17 protein-coding genes and 1 pseudogene are annotated in these 21,643 nt (G+C 71.3%); 7 read left to right on the top strand and 11 right to left on the bottom strand.

Annotation, left to right across the window (positions count from 1 at the left end; translation table 11 throughout):
- The first annotated feature begins 21 nt into the window (after positions 1–21).
- The gene (locus tag FHU30_RS23635) at positions 22–1,017 is read left to right on the top strand and encodes an NAD-dependent epimerase/dehydratase family protein (protein ID WP_253878730.1); all 996 of its coding nucleotides are present in this window, start codon (positions 22–24) and stop codon (positions 1,015–1,017) included.
- Between the two features lie 32 nt (positions 1,018–1,049).
- Here the strand turns inward: FHU30_RS23635 and FHU30_RS23630 are convergent, their stop codons facing one another.
- Both FHU30_RS23630 and FHU30_RS23625 read right to left on the bottom strand, forming a co-directional pair.
- Positions 1,050–2,198, bottom strand: coding sequence for an aldose epimerase family protein (locus FHU30_RS23630; protein WP_253878729.1), 1,149 nt, complete (start codon positions 2,196–2,198; stop codon positions 1,050–1,052).
- Between the two features lie 17 nt (positions 2,199–2,215).
- Positions 2,216–4,315: a M20/M25/M40 family metallo-hydrolase gene (locus FHU30_RS23625; protein WP_253878728.1), complete on the bottom strand. Its 2,100-nt coding sequence runs from the start codon at positions 4,313–4,315 to the stop codon at positions 2,216–2,218.
- Positions 4,316–4,506: 191 nt separating this feature from the next.
- Between FHU30_RS23625 and recD2 the strand changes: the two genes are divergently transcribed.
- Positions 4,507–6,729 (top strand): SF1B family DNA helicase RecD2, encoded by a 2,223-nt coding sequence (gene recD2, locus FHU30_RS23620; protein WP_372503936.1) that lies wholly within the window; start codon positions 4,507–4,509, stop codon positions 6,727–6,729.
- 63 nt (positions 6,730–6,792) lie between these two features.
- Here recD2 and FHU30_RS23615 read toward each other — a convergent pair.
- Both FHU30_RS23615 and FHU30_RS23610 read right to left on the bottom strand, forming a co-directional pair.
- Positions 6,793–7,476 (bottom strand): annotated as a pseudogene (locus FHU30_RS23615) (alpha/beta fold hydrolase); the annotation flags it as partial.
- 94 nt (positions 7,477–7,570) lie between these two features.
- Positions 7,571–8,341 carry a DUF2867 domain-containing protein gene (locus tag FHU30_RS23610; protein WP_253878726.1) on the bottom strand — a complete coding sequence of 257 codons (771 nt, stop codon included), beginning with the start codon at positions 8,339–8,341 and terminating at the stop codon, positions 7,571–7,573.
- A gap of 251 nt (positions 8,342–8,592) precedes the next feature.
- On the opposite strand from FHU30_RS23610, the gene FHU30_RS23605 reads away from it, so the two are divergent.
- Positions 8,593–9,606: a methyltransferase gene (locus tag FHU30_RS23605; protein WP_253878725.1), complete on the top strand. Its 1,014-nt coding sequence runs from the start codon at positions 8,593–8,595 to the stop codon at positions 9,604–9,606.
- Between the two features lie 165 nt (positions 9,607–9,771).
- Here the strand turns inward: FHU30_RS23605 and FHU30_RS23600 are convergent, their stop codons facing one another.
- The 3 genes from FHU30_RS23600 to FHU30_RS23590 form a co-directional block, all read right to left on the bottom strand.
- Positions 9,772–10,311 carry a CGNR zinc finger domain-containing protein gene (locus FHU30_RS23600; RefSeq protein ID WP_253878724.1) on the bottom strand — a complete coding sequence of 180 codons (540 nt, stop codon included), beginning with the start codon at positions 10,309–10,311 and terminating at the stop codon, positions 9,772–9,774.
- A gap of 426 nt (positions 10,312–10,737) precedes the next feature.
- Positions 10,738–11,289 carry a hypothetical protein gene (locus tag FHU30_RS23595; protein ID WP_253878723.1) on the bottom strand — a complete coding sequence of 184 codons (552 nt, stop codon included), beginning with the start codon at positions 11,287–11,289 and terminating at the stop codon, positions 10,738–10,740.
- Positions 11,290–11,456: 167 nt separating this feature from the next.
- A complete protein-coding gene (locus FHU30_RS23590; protein WP_253878722.1) occupies positions 11,457–12,887 on the bottom strand; it encodes a type I glutamate--ammonia ligase in 1,431 nt (476 codons plus the stop codon).
- Between the two features lie 81 nt (positions 12,888–12,968).
- Here FHU30_RS23590 and FHU30_RS23585 point away from each other — a divergent pair, with 81 nt between their 5' ends.
- On the top strand, positions 12,969–14,075 hold the full coding sequence (locus FHU30_RS23585) for an amidohydrolase family protein (protein ID WP_253878721.1): 1,107 nt from the start codon (positions 12,969–12,971) through the stop codon (positions 14,073–14,075).
- Between the two features lie 3 nt (positions 14,076–14,078).
- On the opposite strand, the gene FHU30_RS23580 is transcribed toward FHU30_RS23585, so the two are convergent.
- A complete protein-coding gene (locus FHU30_RS23580; RefSeq protein WP_253878720.1) occupies positions 14,079–14,840 on the bottom strand; it encodes a dioxygenase family protein in 762 nt (253 codons plus the stop codon).
- A 44-nt stretch (positions 14,841–14,884) separates the two neighbouring features.
- Here FHU30_RS23580 and sigJ point away from each other — a divergent pair, with 44 nt between their 5' ends.
- On the top strand, positions 14,885–15,829 hold the full coding sequence (sigJ, locus tag FHU30_RS23575; RefSeq protein ID WP_253878719.1) for an RNA polymerase sigma factor SigJ: 945 nt from the start codon (positions 14,885–14,887) through the stop codon (positions 15,827–15,829).
- 21 nt (positions 15,830–15,850) lie between these two features.
- Here sigJ and FHU30_RS23570 read toward each other — a convergent pair whose 3' ends face one another.
- Positions 15,851–16,732, bottom strand: a complete 882-nt coding sequence (locus tag FHU30_RS23570) for an alpha/beta hydrolase family protein (protein ID WP_253878718.1) — start codon at positions 16,730–16,732, stop codon at positions 15,851–15,853.
- Between the two features lie 37 nt (positions 16,733–16,769).
- Here FHU30_RS23570 and FHU30_RS23565 point away from each other — a divergent pair, with 37 nt between their 5' ends.
- A complete protein-coding gene (locus FHU30_RS23565) occupies positions 16,770–17,354 on the top strand; it encodes a helix-turn-helix domain-containing protein (RefSeq protein WP_253878717.1) in 585 nt (194 codons plus the stop codon).
- 4 nt (positions 17,355–17,358) lie between these two features.
- A complete protein-coding gene (locus FHU30_RS23560; protein ID WP_253878716.1) occupies positions 17,359–19,389 on the top strand; it encodes a translocation/assembly module TamB domain-containing protein in 2,031 nt (676 codons plus the stop codon).
- Between the two features lie 18 nt (positions 19,390–19,407).
- On the opposite strand, the gene FHU30_RS23555 is transcribed toward FHU30_RS23560, so the two are convergent.
- On the bottom strand, positions 19,408–20,439 hold the full coding sequence (locus tag FHU30_RS23555; RefSeq protein ID WP_253878715.1) for an alpha/beta hydrolase: 1,032 nt from the start codon (positions 20,437–20,439) through the stop codon (positions 19,408–19,410).
- Positions 20,440–20,577: 138 nt separating this feature from the next.
- Entirely contained in the window at positions 20,578–21,558 is a 981-nt protein-coding gene (locus tag FHU30_RS23550; RefSeq protein ID WP_253878714.1) for a C39 family peptidase, read from the bottom strand.
- Positions 21,559–21,643: the final 85 nt, after the last annotated feature.

Genomic DNA, 21,643 nt, shown 5'->3' with positions numbered 1-21,643 from the left:
CCTCCTTGAAGGGATTCCCCCATGGCTCTGACGGTCGCGGTAACCGGACCGACCGGCGAGATAGGAATGGCGGCGGTTCGCGCCCTGGAGGCCGACGACCGCGTGGACCGGGTGCTGGGCATGGCCCGCCGTCCGTTCGACCCCGCCGACCACGGCTGGCGCAAGACCGAGTACCGCCAGGGTGACATCCTCGACCGCGCGGCCGTGGACGCCCTGGTCGCCTCGGCCGATGTGGTCGTCCACCTCGCCTACATCATTCTCGGCTCGCGTGGGGAGAGCGAACGCGTCAATCTGGCCGGCAGCCGCAATGTCTTCGCCGCCACGGTCGCGGCTGAACGTCCGGGCCGCCTCGTCTACACGTCGTCGGTGGCGGCCTACGGTTACCACAAGGACAACGCCATACCGCTTACGGAGGAAGCGCTTCCGCGAGGCTCGTCCGAGCACTACTACTCGGCGCAGAAGGCCGCCTGCGAGAAGGTTCTACGCGAGCTGACCGATGACGCGGATCTGGACGTCTACGTCCTGCGCCCGAGCATTGTCGCAGGGCCCGAGGCCACGATCCTGCTGAGAAACCTCCCTTGGGAGAAACTGGGCGACAGCCTGCCAGAGCCAGTACGACGGTTCCTGGGCGCGGTTCCAGGGGTGCGGCCGTTTCTCCCTGATCCTGGTTTGCATTTCCAGCTCGTCCACCACGATGACGTGGCTTCCGCTTTGGTGGCCGCGGTCTGCGGCCATGGGCCGCCAGGTGCCTACAACATCGCCGGCGACGGTGACATCTCCGTCCGGGACCTGGCCCGTGCCATAGGCGCCTATGCGGTCCCGGTCCCGCCGGAGGTCGTCTCTTTGACATCCGAGCTGGTCGACCTGCTGCCCTATGTCCCGTCGCAGGCCGAATGGATTCACGCCGTTCGCCATCCCATGCTCATGGACACGTCCAAGGCCCGTCGTGAACTGCACTGGAAGCCCCGCCACACAGCTCTGGAAACGCTGGAAGCGATGGTCGAAGGAGGGGACTGAGGCGCGCAAGGCCCCGCCCCCTCCTTCGGATATCAGCGGCTTGTTGAGAAGGCGTAGACCGTCGTCGAGGTGAACGTCTGCCCAGGACGCAGGACCGTGGACGGGAAGTTCGGGTGGTTGGGGGAGTCGGGGAAGTGCTGCGTCTCCAGCGCCAGCGCGTCCCCTTGCCGGTACGCGTGGCCGCTCGTGCCCACGAGGGTGCCGTCCAGGAAGTTGCCCGTGTAGAGCTGGACGCCGGGTTGCGTGGTGCTGAGCCGTAGGACGCGCCCGGAGCGCGGCTCGGTGACCGTGGCCGCCAGGACGAGTTCGCCTGGCCGGTGCTGGTTCAGTACGAAGTTGTGGTCGTAGCCATGGCCGATGAGGAGCTGCGGGTCGTTGTCGCGGATGCGCTCACCGATGGTGTGCGGGCGCGTGAAGTCGAAGGGGGTTCCCTTGACCGACGCGAGCTTTCCGGTAGGGATCTGCGTGCTGTCGGTGGGAGTGAAGCGCGCGGCGTTCACCTGGAGCCGGTGCCCGTAGGCGTCGCCCGTGCCCTCCCCAGCGAGGTTGAAGTACGAGTGGTTCGTCAGGTTGACGATGGTGGCCTTGTCGGTCGCGGCCCGGTAGTCCAGCCGGAGCTGGTTCCCGGTGCCGAGCGTGTAGGTCACGGTCGTCGTGAGCGTCCCCGGGTAGCCTTCCTCGCCGTTCTTGCTGACGTAGGTGAGCCGTAGGCCCACGGTGCCCTTGCCCTTGACGACCGCGGCCTTCCACACCTTCGTGTTGAAGCCCTTGATACCGCCGTGCAGGCTGTTCGGCCCGTTGTTGACGGGCAGCTGGTACGTCTTGCCGTCCAGGCTGAACCGGCCCTTCGCTATGCGGTTCGCATAGCGTCCGATGAGCGCGCCGAAGTACGGGCCGCCGTTCTTGTCGACGTAGTCCTTCAGCGTGGCGAAGCCCAAGGCGACGTTGGCGTCGCGCCCCCTGCGGTCCGGGACGTCCAGCGTCTGGATGATGCCGCCGTAGGTCAGGATCCGGACGCGCATCCCGTGCGCGTTCCGGAGCGTGTAACGGTCCACCCGGGTTCCGTCGGCGAGCTTCCCGAACGCCTCCTTGCCGATGGACGGCCCGCTCCCGGCGTTCGCGGGGACCACCGCGATGAGCGTGGCCGTGCCGAGCAGAACGCTGCCTCCGATTGCGTACATGGACTTCATGGCCGTCCTTAGAGGGTGAGTGTCCGGGTGGCGGCTTGCAGGCTGGCGTAAAGGCGTGCCTCGTACGCCTGCGCGATGCCCGGGTCGTGCTGCAGGAACAGGGCGTCGTTCAGCCCCGGCAGTCGCTGCGTGGCATAGCCGGTGTCCGCGCCAGGCGCGTAGATCTGATGCCGGTACCAAGGCCGTGTCGGCAGCCCCGCGTGGGTGAGCAGGTCCCGTTCCGCGCGTATGAGGCGGTCGTTGAGACGGCGGAACGCGGCGGTGTCGCCCTTGCCCAGCGCCGCGTCGGCCTTGGCCTGGAGCACCTGCGCGGCCCGTTCCCACGCCTGCGCCTGCTTGACGTCACGCGACACGTCCACCACGACCTTGCCGAGCTTCTGCTTCTGCTGGGCCGTGAAATCGTTCAGGTAGCCCACGGTCTCGGTGGCGTACGGCTGGTAGCGCATCGCGATGACGTCGGCGTTGGCCAGGCGCAGCGTCGCGATGCCCGCGAGCCTGCTCATGGCCGCGTGGTACTCCCACGTCGGATCGCTGAAGTGCTCGGTCGAGTAGAAGTCGTCGCAGGCGCAGTGGTAGTTCCCGGACGATCCGGGGCTGCCCGCGCCGAGGTCCATGGCGGGCACCCCGTACCGCTGGAAGAACGCCTGGAAGTCCGAACCGCCGCCGATCCGGTCGATCGGGGTCTGCCCGTCGTTCTGCTGCTTCCAGGCGTCGTAGAGCGTGCCCTTGGTGCCGGGCCAGCGGACTTCCTTGGACGCGTCGATGATGCTCTGGTCGAGCGCGGGCGTCGCCGAGGGGCCGAACTCCGATCCGGCGGCGATGTCCATGTTCACGTAGGCGACCGCGTTGCGGAGCTGGCGCTCGTGGTCCTCGGCGTACTCGGTGCTGCCGTAGGTGCCGTACTCCTCGCCGTCCCAGGTGGCGAGGACGATCGTCCGGTTGGGGCGCCATCCTTGCTTGAGGAGCTTTCCGAGGGCGCGCCCCACCTGCAGCACGTTCTCTGTACCGGACAGGTTGTCGAGCGACCCGTACGTCCAGGCGTCATGGTGGCCGCCTAGGAGGACCTCTTGGTCAGGGCGCTTCGCTCCGGGGATGCGTACCGTCACGTCCCAGATGGGTGTCGTGATGAAGTTGCTCTGGATGTCCAGGTGGACGCGCGTGCCGCCAGGGCCGAAGCGGTAGGGGAAGGGTAGTCCGCCTTGCCATTCCTTCGGTACCTGGGCTCCGCTCAGCGCGCGCAGGAGCGGTTCGGCCGCGCCGTAGGAAATCGGCGTGGTCGGAATGAGCCCTTGCAGCATCGGCGCCTGCGAAGGCTTCAGCCTGCGGGCGTGCTTCGTCGAAGGCCATCCCGGCGTGAGCGGGTCTCCCGCGGCGTTCATGATCTGGGCGACGCTGCCGCGCTGGATGCCGTCCGCGGCTCGCCACGGGCCGTTCGGGTACACCGGTCCGCGTGTGAAGCCGTCGTTGGCGGGATCCGAGTAGATGATGACGGCCTTGGCGCCCGCCTTGGCGGCTTCGCGCGGCTTCACGCCCCGGAACACCTGCCCGTAGCGGACGAGCGCGATTTTGCCCTTCAGCGAGATGCCGTTCTTGGCCAGTAGCGCGAAATCCTGGGGACGGCCGTAGTTCGCGTAGACGACCTCGCCCTCGACGTTGCCGTTGGGCGAGAGCCCGTTGTAGCCGGGGATGACGTCGTCGTAGAACTTCTGCCAGGGCTGCTTCTTCTCCTTCACCGGCAGGACGCGCAGTTGCGGAGCGGTCATCTCGACACTGATGCGCTTGGGTCGCGACAGGTAGGTGTAGTAAGTCTTCACCTCCGGACGAAGGCCATAGGAACGCAGCTCGCGGACGATGCGTTCGACCCGTTGCCAGTCGCCGGTCGTCCCGGCGAGGGCGGGCTCCTCGGCGAGTTCGGCGTCGAGGCGCCGCGCGTTGGAGGCGGACGGGATCGCGCTGAACGCCTGCTCGTACGCGCGCTGCCAGGCCGACGACCTGGCGGTGAATCCGGGGATGGGGGCGGGGCTTCGGCCCGCCGCCGGTGCGGCGGCGACGAGCGGGACCGCGGTGGCGAGGCCTGCCGCGACGGCCAGGGTTCGGGAGCGGAACACCAGCGATACCTCCCGGTACTCGTGGTACGGGTGCGCCCGGACCGTACGTCGCGATCACTCAAAGATCTAGATCGTTCGCCGGATTTCGCCGGATGCGGCCATCCCGGCCGGAGCGTGGCCCTCGCCTAGACGAACGGCGAAGTTATCCCCAGAACGGGTTTCGGTTTCGGGCCGGGGGCGGGTCCGGAAGGATGGGTTCCGTGACGAACCAGGCGGCAGTTCCCCCCAAACCGGTGGTCCTTGAGGCGGTGCTCGAACGGATCACCTATGCCAACGACGACACCGGCTACACGGTCGCGCGCGTCGCCACCGAGAAGTCCGGCGGCGACCTGCTCACCGTCGTCGGCGCGCTGCTCGGCGCGCAGGTCGGCGAGAGCATCCGGATGACCGGCCGGTGGCGCTCGCACCCCAAGTACGGCCGGCAGTTCGAGGCCGACTCCTACACCACCGTGCTGCCCGCGACCGTGCAGGGCATCCGCCGCTACCTGGGCTCCGGCATGATCAAGGGGATCGGCCCGGTGATGGCCGACCGCATGGTCTCCCACTTCGGCACCGACATCCTGCGCGTGATCGAGGAGGAGCCCGCCCGGCTGGTCGAGGTGCACGGCCTCGGCAAGCGCCGCACCGCGCGCATCGCCGCCGCCTGGGAGGAGCAGAAGGCCATCAAGGAGGTGATGCTCTTCCTGCAGGGCGTCGGCGTCTCCACCTCCCTGGCCGTCCGCATCTACAAGCAGTACGGCGACGCGTCGATCGGCACCGTCCGCCGCGAGCCGTACCGGCTCGCCGCCGACGTCTGGGGCATCGGCTTCAGGACCGCCGACACCATCGCGCAGGCCGTCGGCATCCCGCACGACAGCCCCGAGCGCATCAAGGCCGGCCTCCAGTACACCCTGTCCGAGGCCGCCGACCAGGGCCACTGCTACCTGCCCGAGCCCAACCTCGTCACCGCCGCCGAGAAGATCCTCGACGTCCCGCGCGAGCTCATCGTCCCCGCCCTGGACGAGCTGGCCGCCGACGAGGGCGTCGTCCGCGAGCGTGTCAACGACGTGCCGGCCGTCTACCTCGTCCCGTTCCACCGGGCCGAGCGCTCGCTCGCGCGCGGCCTGCGCACCCTCCTCAACGTCCCGAAGGACCGCCTCTCCGCCTTCGCGAACGTCGATTGGACGAAGGCCCTGACCTGGCTGCGCGAACGCACCGGCACCGAGCTGGCCCCCGAGCAGGAGCAGGCCGTCCGGCTCGCGCTCACCGAGAAGGTCGCCGTCCTCACCGGCGGCCCGGGCTGCGGCAAGAGCTTCACCGTCCGCTCCGTCGTCGAGCTGGCCGCCGCCAAGAAGGCCAGGATCACCCTCGTCGCCCCGACCGGCCGCGCCGCCAAGCGGCTCGCCGAGCTGACCGGCCACGAGGCCGCCACCGTGCACCGGCTGCTCCAGCTCCAGCCGGGCGGCGACGCCAAGTTCGACCAGGACAACCCCCTCGACACCGATCTGGTCGTCGTCGACGAGTGCTCGATGGTCGACCTGATCCTGGCGAACAAGCTGGTCAAGGCCGTCCCGCCCGGCGCGCACCTGCTGCTGGTCGGCGACGTCGACCAGCTCCCGTCCGTCGGCGCCGGGGAGGTCCTCGCCGACCTGCTCGCCGCGGACGAGGCCGTCCCCCGCGTCCGGCTCACCAAGATCTTCCGCCAGGCGCAGCAGTCCGGCATCGTCGTCAACGCCCACCGCGTCAACGCCGGCGACCACCCGCACACCCGCGGCTACCCCGACTTCTTCCTGTTCCCCTGCGACGACTCCGAGGAGACCGCCGCCCTCACCGTGGACGTCGTCGTCAACCGCATCCCCGCCAAGTTCGACCTCGACGCCCGCCGCGACGTCCAGGTGCTCGCCCCCATGCACCGCGGCCCCGCCGGAGCGGGCGCGCTCAACAACCTCCTCCAGGACGCCCTGACCCCCCACCAGGACTCCGTTCCCGAACGCCGCTACGGCGGCCGCGTCTTCCGCCCCGGCGACAAGGTCACCCAGCTGCGCAACAACTACGACAAGGGCGAGGCGGGCGTCTTCAACGGCACGGTCGGCGTCGTCACCGCCGTCTCTCCCGAGGAGCACACCCTCACCGTCCGCACCGACGAGGACGAGGACATCGACTACTCCTTCGACGAACTCGACGAGCTGACCCACGCCTACGCCATCACCATCCACCGCAGCCAGGGCAGCGAGTACCCCGCCGTCGTCATCCCCCTGACCACCAGCTCATGGATGATGCTGCAACGCAACCTCCTCTACACCGCCATCACCCGGGCCAAGAAGCTCGTCGTCCTCACCGGCTCCCGCCGGGCCCTCGCCGCCGCCGTCCGCACCACCTCCGCCGGCCGCCGCCACACCGCCCTGGCCCACCGCCTCATCCACCTCCCGCCATGACCTGTGGGCGATGGCGTCGGGTGGGGTGGTGGTGAACTCGTGGAGGAGGGGTGCGATGGCGTCGGGGTACTCCAGCATGGGCGTGTGGCCGAGGCCGTCGAGTATCTCGACCCGTCCGTACGGGACGCGGCGGTAGCCCTCGGCTTTGGACGGTTGCCAGCGCAGTTCACGCGAGCCGAACACCACCAGCGTGGGGAGGCCGAGTTCGATGAGGCGGTCGGGCACCGAGCGCGGCCGGCAGAACGCGAACCCGGCCTGGAACGTCGCGGCGCAGCAGCGGTAGGTCACGCCGAGCATGTCCGCGACGATCGGTTCCGGGAGTTCCTGGCCCCTGAACTCCCTGCGCAACCCGGCGCGGACGAGCCCTTCGGTCCGTAGCCGCCAGAGCAGTCGTCCCACCAGGGGCGTAGAGAGGAGGAGATGGCTGAGACCGTCGCCGGTGAACCAGGACGACCGCGCCGGGGTCCCGATGAGCGCGATCGCCGAGACCAGATCGGGCCGCTGCTCCGCCAGCGCCGTGCCGACGAAGCCGCCGAACGAATGCCCGATGACGGTCGCGTTCCGTACCCCGATGCGGTCGAGCATGGCTGCGACCTCGCGTGCCTGCTCGGCGACTCCGTACCCGTCCACCGGTTTCGCGGACCGGCCGTGCCCGAGCAGGTCCACGCGTACCACGTGCCGGTCCCGCAACGCGGGCAGCACCCGGTCCCACCATGCGGTCGAGCCGAACATGCCGTGCAGGAGCACCACCGCGGGCGCGTCAGAAGGCCCGCTCTGCACGACGTTCAAGTCCCATCTCGGCGCGCTCACGCCGCCCTCCTCGGAGTCGTCGGCCGGATCCTCAACCGACCCGGGCGCCCGTGCCCGTGCCCGTGTCCGCGCCTGTGTCCGGGGTCGCGCTCGGGGCCGTGTCCGGCGCCGCGTCCAGGGTCGTGCCCGTGCCCGTGCCCGGGGCCGGGGTCGCGTTCGGGGCCTTGTCCGGCATCGCGTCCAGGTTCGTGTTCGGGGGCGGGGTGGGTGACGGGGTGGGGCGGTCGCGCCAGGCGCGTTCCCATTGGCGGGTCATGATGGGGTAGACGATGAGGTAGCGGAACGGCTTGATGAAGCCCATGTAGAGCCGTCCGAACGTGTCGTTCGGCTTGACGAGCGCCGCCATGTGCAGCTCGTAGTCGCCGTCGTCGCCCTGCACCCAGCTCAGGTGGCAGACGGTGTGGACGGTCTTGTTGGCCAGTTCCATCGCGTACTCGTTGCCGATCTCGTACACCCGCGTGAACGGGGTGCCGGTGACCGGGGCTCCGGCATCGTCCTGGCGCAGGTCGTCCGGGAGGCGCTCCACCAGGGAGCGGACGCGTCCGGCGAGGCCGGTCTTGGGCTTGTCCCAGCCGAGCAGGGCGCCGAGCTTCCAGCGCACCGCGAACAGGAAGCGCACCGCGGGGTGCTGCTTCGGGTTGTCCAGCCCGCCGAGGGCGTCCAGCGCGGCGATCATCTGCGGGAAGTCGTCCGGTCCGGCGCCGGGGGTGCGGTACGACCACACGTCCTCGACCAGGAAGTCCGGCGCGATCTCGTGGATCCGCCACGGCCGGTCGGTGTGGGCCTCAAGGGGAAGTCTCATGGGCGCTCTCCGTCTTCTGGCGTGGTTCGCTTTCTTCCGTCGTTATACGGGCCCGTATAACGACGAATCTAGACCTGTTATACGAGCCCGTACAACCAGGTCGGCGGTGAGGTGCGGCACAGTCTCCGGGCGGTCGGCGGGCCGCGGGCGACCGGGATCGGCGGGGGTGTTCCGCGCGGCTGGGACGGTGGCCGGGTGGGTATGTGCCGGTTGATCGGGGTGGATCTGGTGAGCGGACGCGGGGAGGCGACATGGGTGCGGGTGTCGAGGAGTGGGGCGGGGGGATCTGGGCGGCGGCCGATCTCGTCACGCCGATGGCCGTCCGGGTGGCGGCGACCCTGCGGCTGGCGGACCACATCGCAAGCGGCCGCGCGTCCGTCGAGGCGCTGGTCGAGGTGGTGGACGCCGACCAGGACGCCCTGCGGCGCGTGATGGAGCACCTGGTCGCGGTCGGGGTGTTCACGCGCTCGTCGGACGGCACGTTCGGCCTGACCAAGCTGGGCGAGCAGCTCCAGGACGACGACCCGCTCGGCGTCCGGCCCTGGCTGGACCTGGAGGGTGCGGTCGGACGCGCCGAGCTCTCGTTCGTCGAGCTGCTCCACACCGTCCGCACCGGCCGGCCCGCGTTCCCCCGGTTCTTCGGACGGCCGTTCTGGGAGGACCTGTCGGCCGACGCCAAGTTGGCGGCGTCCTTCGACGCCCTGATGGGGTCCCGCCTGGTGGCCGAGGCGCCGCTGGTGGCGGAGGCGTACCCGTGGGGATCACTCCGGCACGTGGTCGATGTGGGCGGCGGCAACGGGAGCATGCTCATCGCCATCCTGCGCGCTCACGAGGGCCTGCGCGGAACGGTCCTCGATCTGGAAGGCCCGGTGGCGCGCGCCCAGCAGGCGTTCGCTGCGGCAGGGCTGTCCGATCGCGCCGATGCGACGGTCGGGAGCTTCTTCGACGAACTCCCGGCGGGGGCCGGCGGCTACGTGCTCTCCGGCGTCCTGCACGACTGGGACGACCCGCAGGCGCTGAGCATCCTCCGCCGCTGCGCCGAAGCGGCGTCGGACACCGGCAAGGTGCTGGTCGTCGACCACCTCGGCGACCATCTGAGCGGCGTTTCGGACACCCAGGGCGACCTGCGCATGCTCTGCTACGTCCGCGGCCGGGAACGCGGCATCGACCAGCTGCGCGATCTGGCCGCCGAAGCCGGCCTCCGCGTCGGCCAGATCGCCCCGGCAGGCACCCGCTCGGTCATCGAGATGCTGCCGGCGCACTGATCACGCCGCTGCCGGTGGGCTGATCGGGCCGGCATCGTGGGCAACGACCGCGCCGCAGCGGCCGCCGCCGCCCGCGAAGAGTTCGACGGGGAGATCCTGGTCGCCGACGAGGGGCGGGAAGTCACGCTCGGCTAGCCCGGAACCTCGACCAGCCGGAAACCGGCGTCAGGTGGGGGAGCGGCGGCGGGCTCGGAAGGCGGCGACGTTGGTGCGGTTCGCGCAGGTTTCCGAGCAGTAGCGGCGGCGGCCCGCGCGGGAGGTGTCGGCGTAGACGCGGTCGCAGTCGGGGGCGGCGCAGACTCCGGTGCGTCCGATGCCGTAGGCGCAGACGAGTTCGGAGAGGTGCATCAGCGTCGTCGCGCGGAACCGGAGCGGGAGCTTCGCGGACGGCGGTGCGTGGTGGAGGTGCAGGCCGAGGCCGTCGTGGTCGGACAGGTGCGGGTGCGTCGGCGTCCGCTCCAGCAGCCCGTTGAGGACGGCGACGGCCGCGGGCAGCCCGGACGCCTCGAAGAACGGGCGCAGCTCGCGTCCCCAGGCGCGGAACTCGGCGGCGGTCGCCGGGTCGAAGTCCTGCCAGACGAACCCGTGGACGCGCAGGATGTCGCGCAGCGCGTTCGGGCCGTCGTCGCCGTCCGGGACGGTCACGGCGTTCACCAGCGCGACCGCGGCCGCCACGCCGTGGCTGCGGTATCCGGTGATCTTCATGGCGCGCGGGGACCTGCCTGTCGTGTCGGCTCTGGCTCGGCTCCGACATTATCCCGCCGCGCGGAAGGCCCCGACCCCGTTGCCCGGGACGCCCTGTCCCCGTGGCTCGGGACGCCCTGATCCCGTTGCCCGCGACGTCCCGATCCTGTCGCCCGCGAGCCACCGTGCCCGTTGCCCGGGAGGCGCCGTGCCCGTCGCCTGGGAGGCGCCGTGCCCGTCGCCTGGGAGGCGCCGTGCCCGTCGCGCGGGAGGCACTGTGCCCGTCGCGCGGGACGTCCCGTTTCCGTCGCCCAGGGCGTCCCGTTCCGTCGCGCGGCGTCCCGATCCGTCGTCCGGGGGCGTCCCGTCCGGATCGCGGGCGGCGCGGGGAAACGCGAGGGCCGTCCCCCGGAAGGAGGGGGACCGGCCCGGAAAGCGCTGTGTGGGTCAGTGGCGGCCGAGGAGGCGGCCGGCGGTGGTCCAGTTGGTGGCGATCGCCTTCTGCGCGGCGCGCAGGGTGACCTTGCCGGAGCAGACCGCCTTGTAGAGCTTGAACTCGATGCTGTCCTTGGGGTTGGGGGAGCCGCCCGGCTCGGGCCAGAGGTTCTTGGGGTCGCGGGGCGCGCCGCCGAGGCTCAGCGGGATGAGGTGGTCCTCCTCGTACGCCGAGGGGCTGGTGTTGCGGTAGCCGTACTCCTTGATCTGCTGCCGCTTGAGCGCGTTGGTGTAGGACACCGGCGGGCGGATCTTCTTGGAGTAGCCCGGCACGCAGATGGTCTTGTGGATCGTCGCCTGCGTGACGGCCGGGTTGGTCGCGCCCGGCTGGCACTTGGGGTCCGGCCGCGACGTGGCCGGGTTCAGGCTGGAAGCGTGGCAGATCTTGGCGCCGGACACCCAGGGCTGCGCGGGGGCGGCCTGCGCGGTGCCGGCCCAGGACCCGGCCAGCAGGGCGGCCGCGCCGAAGGCGGCCGCGGAGACTCGGACGGCGTGGAGGGACACGTCGACTCCTGAACTCGTCGGAACCGCCGACGCTTGCGTGGCGGCTGAAACCGTCGAGAGCCTGCCGTCCCCAGGTCACCGAGTGGTGTCCAGATTGTTAAGAGAGCCCCATCTACCCCTGTCGTCCGGAGAGTCCTGCTGGTCAGGGCGCGCGAAAAAAGTTGCGCTCAGTGGCGCCATCGGGTGGATTCGGTGATCTCCTCCGGCGTCGCGTCCGCGAACAGCTCGATCTCACCGCGCCGGACGGCCGCGACCGTGTCGACGATCTCCGGCCCGAGCGCCTCGGCGAGCGCCTCGTCCGCCTCGAACGCCGCGACGGCGTCCGCCAGCGAGTCCGGCAGGCGCTCGATGCCGAGGTCGGCGCGCTCGGCGTCCGACAGGGAGGCGGGGTCGGCCGCCATCGGCTCGGGCAGCACCGCCTTCGCGGCGAGCCCGGCGCGTCCGGCGGCGAGCAGCGCGGCGAGCGCGAGGTAGGGGTTGGCGGCCTCGTCGAAGCACTTCACCTCGATGTTGGCGGCCCGGGCGCGGTCGCCGAGCGCGCCGGTGACCAGCCGGATCGCCGCCTCCCGGTTCTCCAGGCCCCAGCAGCCGTACACGCCCGCCCAGTGCGACGGGACGAGCCGCAGGTAGCTCGCGACGGCGGGTGCGCCGACCGCGAGCAGCGCGGGCAGCCGCGCCAGGATCCCGGCGGTGAACGCCTCGCCCTCGCCGGTCAGCCCGAACATCTCGTGCCCGCCGGACATCGCGTTCACCGGGCCCTCCGCCGGGTCCTCCCGCCACAGGCTGAGGTGGACGTGCCCGCCGTTGCCCACCGAGTCGGCGAGCACCTTGGGGGAGAAGGACGCGACCATGCCGTGGTCGAACGACACCGCGCGGATCGTCTCCCGGACGAGGACGGCGGTGTCCGCCGCGCCGACCGGGTCCTCGGCCGCGACCGACAGCTCGTACTGGCCCGGCGCGTACTCCGGATGCAGCTGGTCGACGGAGACGCCCGTCTCGGCGAGCGCGTTGAGGAGGTCGCGGAGGTACTGGGACAGCTCGGTCAGGCGGGTCATCCCGTACGCGGGTCCGTTGCAGGCCGGGGTGAAGCCGTCGCCCTCGTCGTCCGACAGCGCCCATTCGATCTCGAACGCCGCGCGCACCGACCAGCCGAGGTCCGCGAGCCGTTCGACCTCGCGCGCGAGCGCGGCGCGGGTGTCCAGCGGGTGGACATGCCCTTCCTGCGTGTACCGGTTCGCGGGCGCCCAGGCCCAGCCGGGCAGCGCCGCCATGCGGACGAGCCGGTCGAGATCCGGGTGCAGCCGCAGGTCCCCGACCGGGCCTCCCGCGTACTGCCCGGACACGATCGAGTCGTCCAGCAGGAAGGCGTCGAAGACCGGCGACATGCCGACGCCCCACGCCGCCGCGTGCTCCAGCCGCGCCACCGGGACGGTCTTGGTCCGCGTGATCCCGCTGGTGTCCACCCAGGTCAGCGCTACCCCGGCGACGTCCTCCAGGCCGGGGACGAGCCGGGCGGCATGGGCCGCGAGGCGCTCCCGTCCGGCCGCGTCCAGCGGCTCGAACGCCCGCCGTCCCGATCCCCCGTCGTTCCGCTCCACGGTCTGCTCCCGTCGCTCGACCCCTCGACCCGCAATTACGCATCGTAGGGTCGTCCTGACGGCATGACGAGGGAGGCGCGGGTGCGCGACGACATTCCGCTGCTGGTCGACCATCACTGCCATGGGGTGGTGCGTCGCGATCTCGACCGCGCGTCGTTCGAGGCGCTGCTCACCGAGGCGGACGCGCCACCGCCCGGCGCCAGCCTCTTCGACACGCGTGTCGGGCTGGCCGTCCGGCGCTGGTGCGCGCCCGTGCTCGACCTCCCACCGCGCGTGACGCCGGACGAGTACCTCGCGCGCCGCGCCGAGCTCGGCTTCGCCGAGGTCAACCGGCGCTTCCTGGCGTCCGCCGGGTTGGCGGCCCTCTGCGTCGACACCGGCTTCAACCCGGACGCGCTGCTCGCCCCGGACGAACTGGGCGCCTTGGCGAACGCGCGGGCGCACGAGATCGTCCGCCTGGAGTCCCTGGCCGAGCAGGTTGCCGCAACCACAGCAAGCGCGGACGCTTTCCCCGACGCGTTCCGCGAGGCCCTCGCCGACCGCACCCGCAACGCGGTAGGCGTCAAGTCGATCGCCGCTTACCGAGCCGGTCTCGCCCTGCAAGGCGAACGCCCCACCGACCGCGAAGTCACGGCCGCCGCCGCAGGACTCCTCCGCCAAAGCCGACCGCGCGTGGACGACCCGGTACTGCACCGGTTCCTGATCTGGTGTGCCTCAGACCTGCGCCTGCCGATCCAGTTCCATGTCGGATACGGCGACGCGGACGCCGATCTCAGGCGAGGCGACCCGCTCCTGCTCACCGACCTCCTCCGCGAGCTGACCACAACGGGCACGCCGGTGCTGCTCCTGCACAACTACCCGTTCCATCGCAGCGCCGGATACCTCGCGCAGGTCTTCCCGAACGTGTACGCGGACGTCGGCCTCGCCCTGCACGGCGTCGGCGACCGCGCGCCCGTTCTGCTGGACGAGCTGCTCGAACTGGCCCCGTTCGGCAAGGTGCTCTACTCGTCCGATGCGTACGGCCTCGCCGAGTTCTACCACTTGGCGGCCGTCCTGTTCCGGCGCGCGCTCGCCCAGATCATGGACGCGGGCGTGACCGAGGGATCGTGGACGCCGTCCGACGCGTCCCGACTCACCGAGCTGATCGCGGCAGGCAACGCCCGCCGCGTCTACGGCCTGCCCGGATAAGGCTCAGCCGAACTGCACGGACCGCTTCGCCATGCCGAGCCAGTAGCCGTCGATCGGCTGGCTGGTGGCGTCCTCGCTCTGCGCGGACGCCGCGCCGAGCGTGACGAACAGCGGCGCGAAGTGCTCGGTGCGCGGATGCGCGAAGTCCGGCGCCGGGGCCTTGTGCTGGAAGTCGAGCAGCGCGTCCACGTCGTGCGCGTCGAGCGCGCGGCGGCCCCACTCGTCGAACTCGGCCGTCGCGGCCGCGACCCCGCCGGTCGGGTCGAGGGCGCGTAGATTGTGCGTGAAGAACCCGCTGCCGACGATCAGCACGCCCTCGTCCCGGAGCGGCGCGAGCCGGCGGCCGAGGTCGTACAGCTCGGACGGGTCGAGCGTCGGCATCGACATCTGGAGGACCGGGACGTCCGCGTCCGGGTACATCTCCTTCAGCGGGACGTACGCGCCGTGGTCGAGGCCGCGTTCCGGCGCTTCGTGGACGGACGGCCCGAGCAGCCCGCGCACCTTCGCGGCCAGCTCCGGCGCGCCGGGTGCGGGGTAGGTGACCTGGTAGTACTTCTCCGGGAACCCCCAGAAGTCGTACACCAGCGGGACGGGCGAGGTCGCGCCGACGGTGACGGGCGCGTCCTCCCAGTGCGCGGAGACCATGAGGACGGCCTCGGGCTGCGGCAGGCCGGCGGCCCACGCCGCCAGCTCGCCGGGCCAGACCGGGTCGTCGGCGAGCGGCGGCGCGCCGTGGCTGAGGTAGATCGTGGGCATGGTGGCCATGCCCCCACTGTAGTTTAAATTTGAACGAGTTGGATACTCGGCCCATGGACGAAGCGCCGCGGACCCATCCGAAGCAGGACGCGGCGCTGGAGTTCGAGCGGTCCCGCGGGCGGCTGTTCGGGCTCGCCTACCGGCTGCTCGGCTCGGCCGCGGAGGCCGAGGACGCCGTCCAGGACGCCTACCTGCGCTGGGACCGCGCCGACCGGGAGCAGATCGAGACCCCTGCCGCGTGGCTCACCAAGGTCGTCACGAACCTGTGCCTGAGCCGGCTCGCGCTCGCCCGCGCGACCCGCGAGCGGTACCCCGGCCCCTGGCTGCCCGAGCCGGTGGTCACGGGCGGCGGCGCGCTCGGCCCGCTGGAGACCGTGGAGCAGCGCGAGTCGGTGTCGATGGGTGTCCTGGTGCTGCTGGAGACGCTGTCGCCGCCGCAGCGCGCGGTGTTCGTGCTGCGCGAGGCGTTCGGCCTGCCGTACCGGGAGATCGCCGACATCCTGGACGTGGACGAGGCGCACGCGCGCCAGCTGCACCACCGCGCCCGCGCCCACGTCGGCGAGCGCCGCAAGCGGTTCGAGGCCGACGCCGCGCGGCGCGGGCGGATCGTCGAGCGCTTCCTCGCCGCCGCCTCGACCGGCGACCTGGACGGCCTCGTCCGGCTGCTCGCCGAGGACGCCACGGCCTGGGCGGACGGCGGCGGGCGCACCGCCGCGCGCCGCCCCGTGCAGGGCCGCGAGCGCTTCGCCCGCTACCTGCTCGGCCTCATGGACCGGATTCGCGACGGCTCCCGCTGGCCGGGCGGCCTCCCCGACCTCGACCCCGCCGAGATCGCCTTCGACCTCACGGAGGTCAACGGCGCCCCAGGCTTCATCGTCCACGCCCGCGACATCGTGCTCCTAGTCGCCGTCGTAGAAACGGACGGCGCCCGAGTCAGCGCCCTCCACATGGTCCTCAACCCCGCAAAACTCGCCTTCGCCACCACCCAACACCTCTGAAACGCCTCGCGCCGACAACGCTCAGTGCGCGAGCAGCCAGGCGGCCACGTCTTCGATGACGGCCGGGTCTACATGCTGCGGCTGCAGGTAGTCGGAGGGGAGGGACGGGCCGGAGCCCGGGAAGAACATGTGGTCGTCGGACTCGTAGACCCGGAACGTCACATCCGACCGTCCCTTCAGGGCGGTCTGCCAGCGGGAGAGGTCGTCGGCGACGGTGACCTGGTAGTCGCGCCCGCCCTGCGCGATGAGCAGCGGCACGCCGAGCGCCCCTGCCGCTTCAACCGGGTCGTAGTCGAGCAGATCACGCCAGTAGGACGCGGGGAACCCGAACGGCAGGTCGGCGGACGGCGTGTCCGGCGCGAGCGACTCCAGTGCCGCGACCTGGCGCTCGATCTGCGCGGCGAACTCGGCGTAGGCGGGATCGAGCGCCGCCAGATGCCGCGACACCCGCACCGCCGCGCGATGCATCGGCTCGGCATCGGTGGCGAGCAGAACCAGCCCGTCCACGCCGACTGCGCTCGCGACGCGCGGGGCGACCTTGCCGCCCATGCTGTGTCCGACGACGAAGACGCGTTTCACCAGCTCGCGGAGTTGCCGGACGGCTTCGGCGGCGAACGGCACGTACTCGTCCGCCATGGTCGCGGCCTGCCCGGACGGCTTGTCGAAGCGCACGGACGCGACCCCGCGAGCGGCCAACCCCCAGGCGAGGTCCTTCAGCGGCTTGTTCGGTCCGGCCGTTCCGTCGCGGTCGAACGGTCCGCCGCCGCTCAGCAGCACCACGCCGACGTCGCCTCCGGCGTGCGGCACTACCAGCGAACCGCCGACCGAGCCGAGCGTGACGTCCTGCTCCTTGAAGGCGTCCGGAGCGGCGTAGGGCGGAGGGGTCCACTCATCTGTTCTCATGTTTGAGAAAGGTAGCATGTGTGAGAGCATTCGTCCCGTGCGCACCCTGGAACTCTTCGCCCATCCCGTCCGGCTGCGGATCGTGCACGCGCTGCGCGGCGGGCGCGTCCTGCCGACCTCGCGGCTCGCCGAGCTGGTCCCGGACGTCTCCAAGGCGACCGTGTACCGGCACGTGGAGGCGCTCGCCGCCGGGGGAGTGCTGGAGGTCGCGGACGAGCGGCGCGTGCGCGGCGCGGTCGAGCGCCGGTACCGGCTCAGCCGCGAGCGCGCGGACGTCGACCCGGCCGAGGCCGCCGCGCTGTCGCCGGACGAGCACCGCGCCGCGTTCACCGCCGCGCTCGCCGCCTTGGCCGCTGAGTTCGACGCCTACCTGGACCGCGACGGCTCCGACCCGGCGTCCGATCCGGTCGGGTACCGGCAGCACGCGCTCTGGCTCAGCCCGGACGAGCTGGCCGCGCTGCTCGCCGACCTGCGCGCCGCGATCGTCCCGCACCTCAAGCACCAGGCCGGACCCGGCCGCGATCGCTACCTGCTCAGCCCCATCCTGTTCCCGAGTGAGACCGCCCCGGCCGACGAGTTCGCGGACGGCCCTGGCCCGGACGGCCCGGCGGTCCCAGAATGATCAGGTGGAGCCCGACGACCTGACCGACGCCGAGCAACTCCTCTGGGACGCCTTCCCGACCGGGGCCTGGACGGACCTGGCGAAAGCCGCCGACAAGGCCGCCGACAAGGCCGGCCGGACCGTCCGCGCCGAGGTCGTCCGGGCCCTGCTGCTCGGCGCGCGGGAGGCCGAACCGGGAGGTCTCGCCGCGATCCGGCTGCGCGGCGCGACGGTCACCGGACCGCTGGACCTGATGGGCGCGACCGTCGGCGTCGCGCTGGTCTGCGAGAACTGCGTCTTCGAGGGGACGGTGCGGCTGGCCGAGGCCACCACCCGGACGGTCCGCCTCGTCGGCAGCCGCCTGCGCCAGCTCAAGGCGCCGCGGGCGCGGATCGACGGCGTGCTCGACCTGCGCGGCACCCGGATCGAGCGCGGCATCCGCGTCGACCAGGCCGAGATCGGCGGCGGCCTCCGCCTGCACGGCGCGACCCTCGGCCGGTCGGAGCACGGCGCCGCGCTCGACGGCGAGGGCGTGTCGGTGCGCGGCGACCTCGGCTGCCCCGACCTGGTGGCGGACGGTCCGGTCGTGCTGCGCGGCGCGCGCGTGACCGGCCTGTTCGAGCTGTCCCGCGCCCGCCTGGAGAACCCCGGCGCGGTCGTGCTCGACATCGACAACGCGAGCTTCGGCGAGGGCCTTGAGGGCACCCGGCTGGTGACCGACGGGGAGTTCCGCCTGCGCAGCGCGGAGATCCGCGGCCCGCTGCTGCTGCCCCGCGCGCGGCTGAGCAATCCCGGCGGTTTCGCGCTGAGCGCGGCCCGCGCCCACGTCACCGGCGCGTTCTGGTGCGAGAACGGCCTGACCGTCAAGGGCGAGTTCAGGCTGACCGGCGTGACCCTCGATGCGGGCCTGCACCTCGCCGACGCGGACCTGACCGGCACGGGACGCACCGCCCTGCATCTCGACCGCGCGTCCATCGGCCACCTCGACGCGCCGCGGCTGCGCGTCCGCGACGGCGAGATCCGGTTGCGCGGCACGCGCGTCGCCGGGGAGTTCAGCCTGATCAACGCCGACCTGCGTCCAGGGCGGAACGGCATGTGCCTGGACATGGAGAACGGCGAGATCGGCGGCACGCTCCGGCTCAGCGACCTGCGGGCCGAGGGTGAGATCCGGATCAGCAACAGCGGCCTCGGCGGCAGCGTCCTCGCGAGCAAGATGCGGCTGCGCGGCGCGCCCGACGACGTCGCTTTCCGGTTCACCCGGAACGAGGTGGCCTCCAGCATCCGCCTGCTCGAAGTCGTCGCCGACCGCGAGATCCGGCTCGTGGACAGCCGGTTCCGGCTTGGTATCGACCTGACCGGAATCGACGTCCGGTGCCCTGGCGGCACGGCGCTCGACCTCTCCGGGGCGCGGGCGACCGAACTCGTCCTGCTTCCGGACGCCGCCGAGGGCCGGGTGGTCCTCAACGGCGCCCGGCTGACCGTCCTGCGCGACCTTCCCGAGAAATGGCCGGAGGCGCTGAGCACGGACGGACTCGTATACGAGACGCTGCAACCGGCCCTGTCCGCCCGCGAACGCCTCGCCTGGGTGGAACGTCTGCCTCTGGACCAGCGACCGCAGGCATGCGACCAGCTGGCGCAGATGTACGTCCGCCTAGGGATGCAGTCGCAGGCGCAACGCATCCTCTATGAGCGGGAACGGCATCAGCGCCAGTTCAAGTCGCCCGTCGCGCGCGCTTGGGGCCTCGTCCAGGACGTGACGGTCGGCTATGGCTACCGGCCCTGGCTCGCCGCCGCATGGGTGGCCTTCTTCCTCGCCATAGGCACGACCGTCTTCGCCCTGCATCACCCCGCTCCGCTGAAGAAGGACGAGGCTCCGCACTTCAACCCGTTCGTCTACACGCTCGACCTGATGCTGCCGCTGGTGACGCTCGGGCAGAAGTACGCCTTCAACCCGAAGGGCCTGCAGCAGTGGTTCTCCTACGTGCTGGTCGCCGTCGGCTGGATTCTGGTGTCCACTGTGGCGGCAGGCGTGACCCGAACCGTCTCGCGCCGCTAACCCGCCGCCGTTAGTCCGCTAGTCCGAGAGGACGCCGGAGAGCCAGGCGATCGCGGGCGGCTGCCGGTACTCGATCGCCATGTGACCGCCGTTGAACAGCTCGAACCGGACGGCGTCGTCCGGCACGCCAGCGTCCGCGACGGCCTGGCGGAACGCGGTCGCGCCCAGGTCCAGGAACCATTCGTCGCGGACGCCCGCGTCGATCCAGATGCCGCGCATCGAGCGCAGCGCGTCCGCGTGCGCGGGAGCCATCCGCACCGGGTCCCAGTCGAGCCAGCGCTGCCACTCGTCCGGACGCAGCCGGCCCGTCACCGGGTCGAACGGCAGCACGGGCGTGCCGTCCTCGGCGGGCGAGAAGCAGGCCGAAACACCGAGGATCTCCAGCAGCCGCATGTCCTCGTCCTTGGTGAACGCCACGCGCGACCGGAAGTCCTTCCACCACGCGAAGATGTCGGCGTCGTAGGCGCGCAGGTCGCGGACGGCCTTGTAGAAGTGCGGCGTGTACTGCGCCTCCGACAGCGAGTCGCCCGAGTGCGTCGCGAACGCGCCGAACAGGTCGGGGCGCATCATCGAGGTGATGGACGCGCCGAGCCCGCCGCTCGACTTGCCCGCGATGCCGCGGTGGTCGCGCGAGGCGAGCGTCCGGTAATGCGCGTCCACCCACGGGACGACCTCGTCGCACAGGTACGAGTGGTAGCGGCCGGTCCCGCGCGAGTCGATGTACTGGCTGCCGCCGTACAGCGTGAACGCGTCGACGAACACCAGGATCGCGGGCGGCGCCTCGCCGCGCGCGAACAGCCGGTCGGTGGTCACCGGCACGGACTCGCGGTAGGCGGCGGGCTTGTTGCCCCAGAACCGCACCTGACCGGTGAAGCCGATCAGCATGTACACGGTCGGGTAGCGCCGTTCGGGGTCGTCGTCGTAGCCGGGCGGCGTGTAGACCCACAGCGGCCGCTCGTGCGGGTCGCCGAGCGGGTTGCCGCGCAGCAGGGCGCTGTCGAAGACGTGCTCGTGAACCTGTCCGGCCAGGTCATCGGGCCAAAGCGGCATGGCGGTCCTCCTCGTCGTCGGGGCTGACGGGAGGCGACGGTACTACGGAATGGAAATATTCGAAACCGTATTATTTGCCCCTCGGGGCCGGGTGCGCACGGCACCCGGCCCCGAGGGGTCGGCCTTCCGGCGCCCGCGTCACTTCGCGGCGAACACCAGGTCGTCGTCGATGTACTGCGACGCCGTGGAGGCGTGGATCAGCTGCGTGACCGTGATGTTGTGCACGTCGCCGTGGGCCGGGTCCCAGGCGGCGAAGTGGTCCACGAGCAGCCCGCCGTTGAGGTTGGTGTCGGACGTGGTCTTCCGGGCGGCGAAGCCGTACAGCAGGATGTAGTGCCGCACCTTGGTCCCGGTCGGGTTGCTCGACCAGGGCAGCTTCGACGGGTCGACCAGGTACACCACGGGCTGGCCCGCGCTGATCGACCGGTGGATCTGCTTGAACGCCAGCTCCGTGGACTGCCCGACCGGCCCGAAGTCGTACAGCGAGTACTTGCCCACCGAGCTCGGCTTGTACTTGTTCAGCACGCCCGCGAGGCGCCCCGGGTAGGTGAACCCGTACCGGTTCGTCTGCAGGTTGCTACTGCTCGCCAGGGTGTCCTGGGACGGCGCGGAGCCCTTCATCGTCCACAGCGCCGCCTGCACGGACGCCGGGCCGCAGTACTTCGCCGAGTTCTCCTGCTTCTTGGCCGACAGGTGCGTGCCGCGCGTGACCTGGTCCGGGACGCGGTGCCCGGAGACCCACACCGCCGCGTTGCCGTCCTGGAGGATCCGGTTGGCGCTGAGCCATCCCGTGGAGCACTGCTTGCTCGCGCCGCTCGCCAGCGTCGCGGAGCAGGTCCCGGTACTGATGTTGTGCGACCTGCCCGGCACCCTCAGGTAGGGGGTGGCCTTGACCGCGCGCTTGGCGGACGTCTTGACCTTCACCACGACCCGCGCCTTGGCGTGTCCCGCCGCGTACTGGATGCACGTCCAGTACTTGACCTGGTTGGAGGACTTCGCGTCGGTGCAGAACTGGTAGGTGGCGCCGCTCTGGGACGTCCAGGACGCGGCCTCCGCCGCCGGGACGCCGAGCAGGGCCGTCGCGGCGACGGTCCCGGTCAGCAGCACAGGAGCTCGCATGGCTCTCCTTCTCGTTCAGGGGGAGCCGCAGCCTAACCGGCCAAGATCATCCGGCCTGCCACCGTACTTGATTCGTTATGGAAAT

This window comes from Actinomadura rupiterrae (assembly GCF_024172125.1).
Lineage (GTDB): Bacteria > Actinomycetota > Actinomycetes > Streptosporangiales > Streptosporangiaceae > Spirillospora > Spirillospora rupiterrae.
The sequence above is the reverse complement of the archived record's forward strand: the minus strand, read 5'-3'. Positions and strand labels throughout refer to the sequence as shown.

Coding starts and splice junctions, on each gene's coding strand:
- FHU30_RS23635 (WP_253878730.1), top strand. CDS start 22: ATGGCTCTGACGGTCGCGGTAACCGGACCGACCGGCGAGATAGGAATG.
- FHU30_RS23630 (WP_253878729.1), bottom strand. CDS start 2,198: ATGTACGCAATCGGAGGCAGCGTTCTGCTCGGCACGGCCACGCTCATC.
- recD2 (WP_372503936.1), top strand. CDS start 4,507: ATGGGTTCCGTGACGAACCAGGCGGCAGTTCCCCCCAAACCGGTGGTC.
- FHU30_RS23610 (WP_253878726.1), bottom strand. CDS start 8,341: ATGAGACTTCCCCTTGAGGCCCACACCGACCGGCCGTGGCGGATCCAC.
- FHU30_RS23605 (WP_253878725.1), top strand. CDS start 8,593: ATGGGTGCGGGTGTCGAGGAGTGGGGCGGGGGGATCTGGGCGGCGGCC.
- FHU30_RS23600 (WP_253878724.1), bottom strand. CDS start 10,311: ATGAAGATCACCGGATACCGCAGCCACGGCGTGGCGGCCGCGGTCGCG.
- FHU30_RS23580 (WP_253878720.1), bottom strand. CDS start 14,840: ATGGCCACCATGCCCACGATCTACCTCAGCCACGGCGCGCCGCCGCTC.
- sigJ (WP_253878719.1), top strand. CDS start 14,885: ATGGACGAAGCGCCGCGGACCCATCCGAAGCAGGACGCGGCGCTGGAG.
- FHU30_RS23570 (WP_253878718.1), bottom strand. CDS start 16,732: ATGAGAACAGATGAGTGGACCCCTCCGCCCTACGCCGCTCCGGACGCC.
- FHU30_RS23555 (WP_253878715.1), bottom strand. CDS start 20,439: ATGCCGCTTTGGCCCGATGACCTGGCCGGACAGGTTCACGAGCACGTC.
- FHU30_RS23550 (WP_253878714.1), bottom strand. CDS start 21,558: ATGCGAGCTCCTGTGCTGCTGACCGGGACCGTCGCCGCGACGGCCCTG.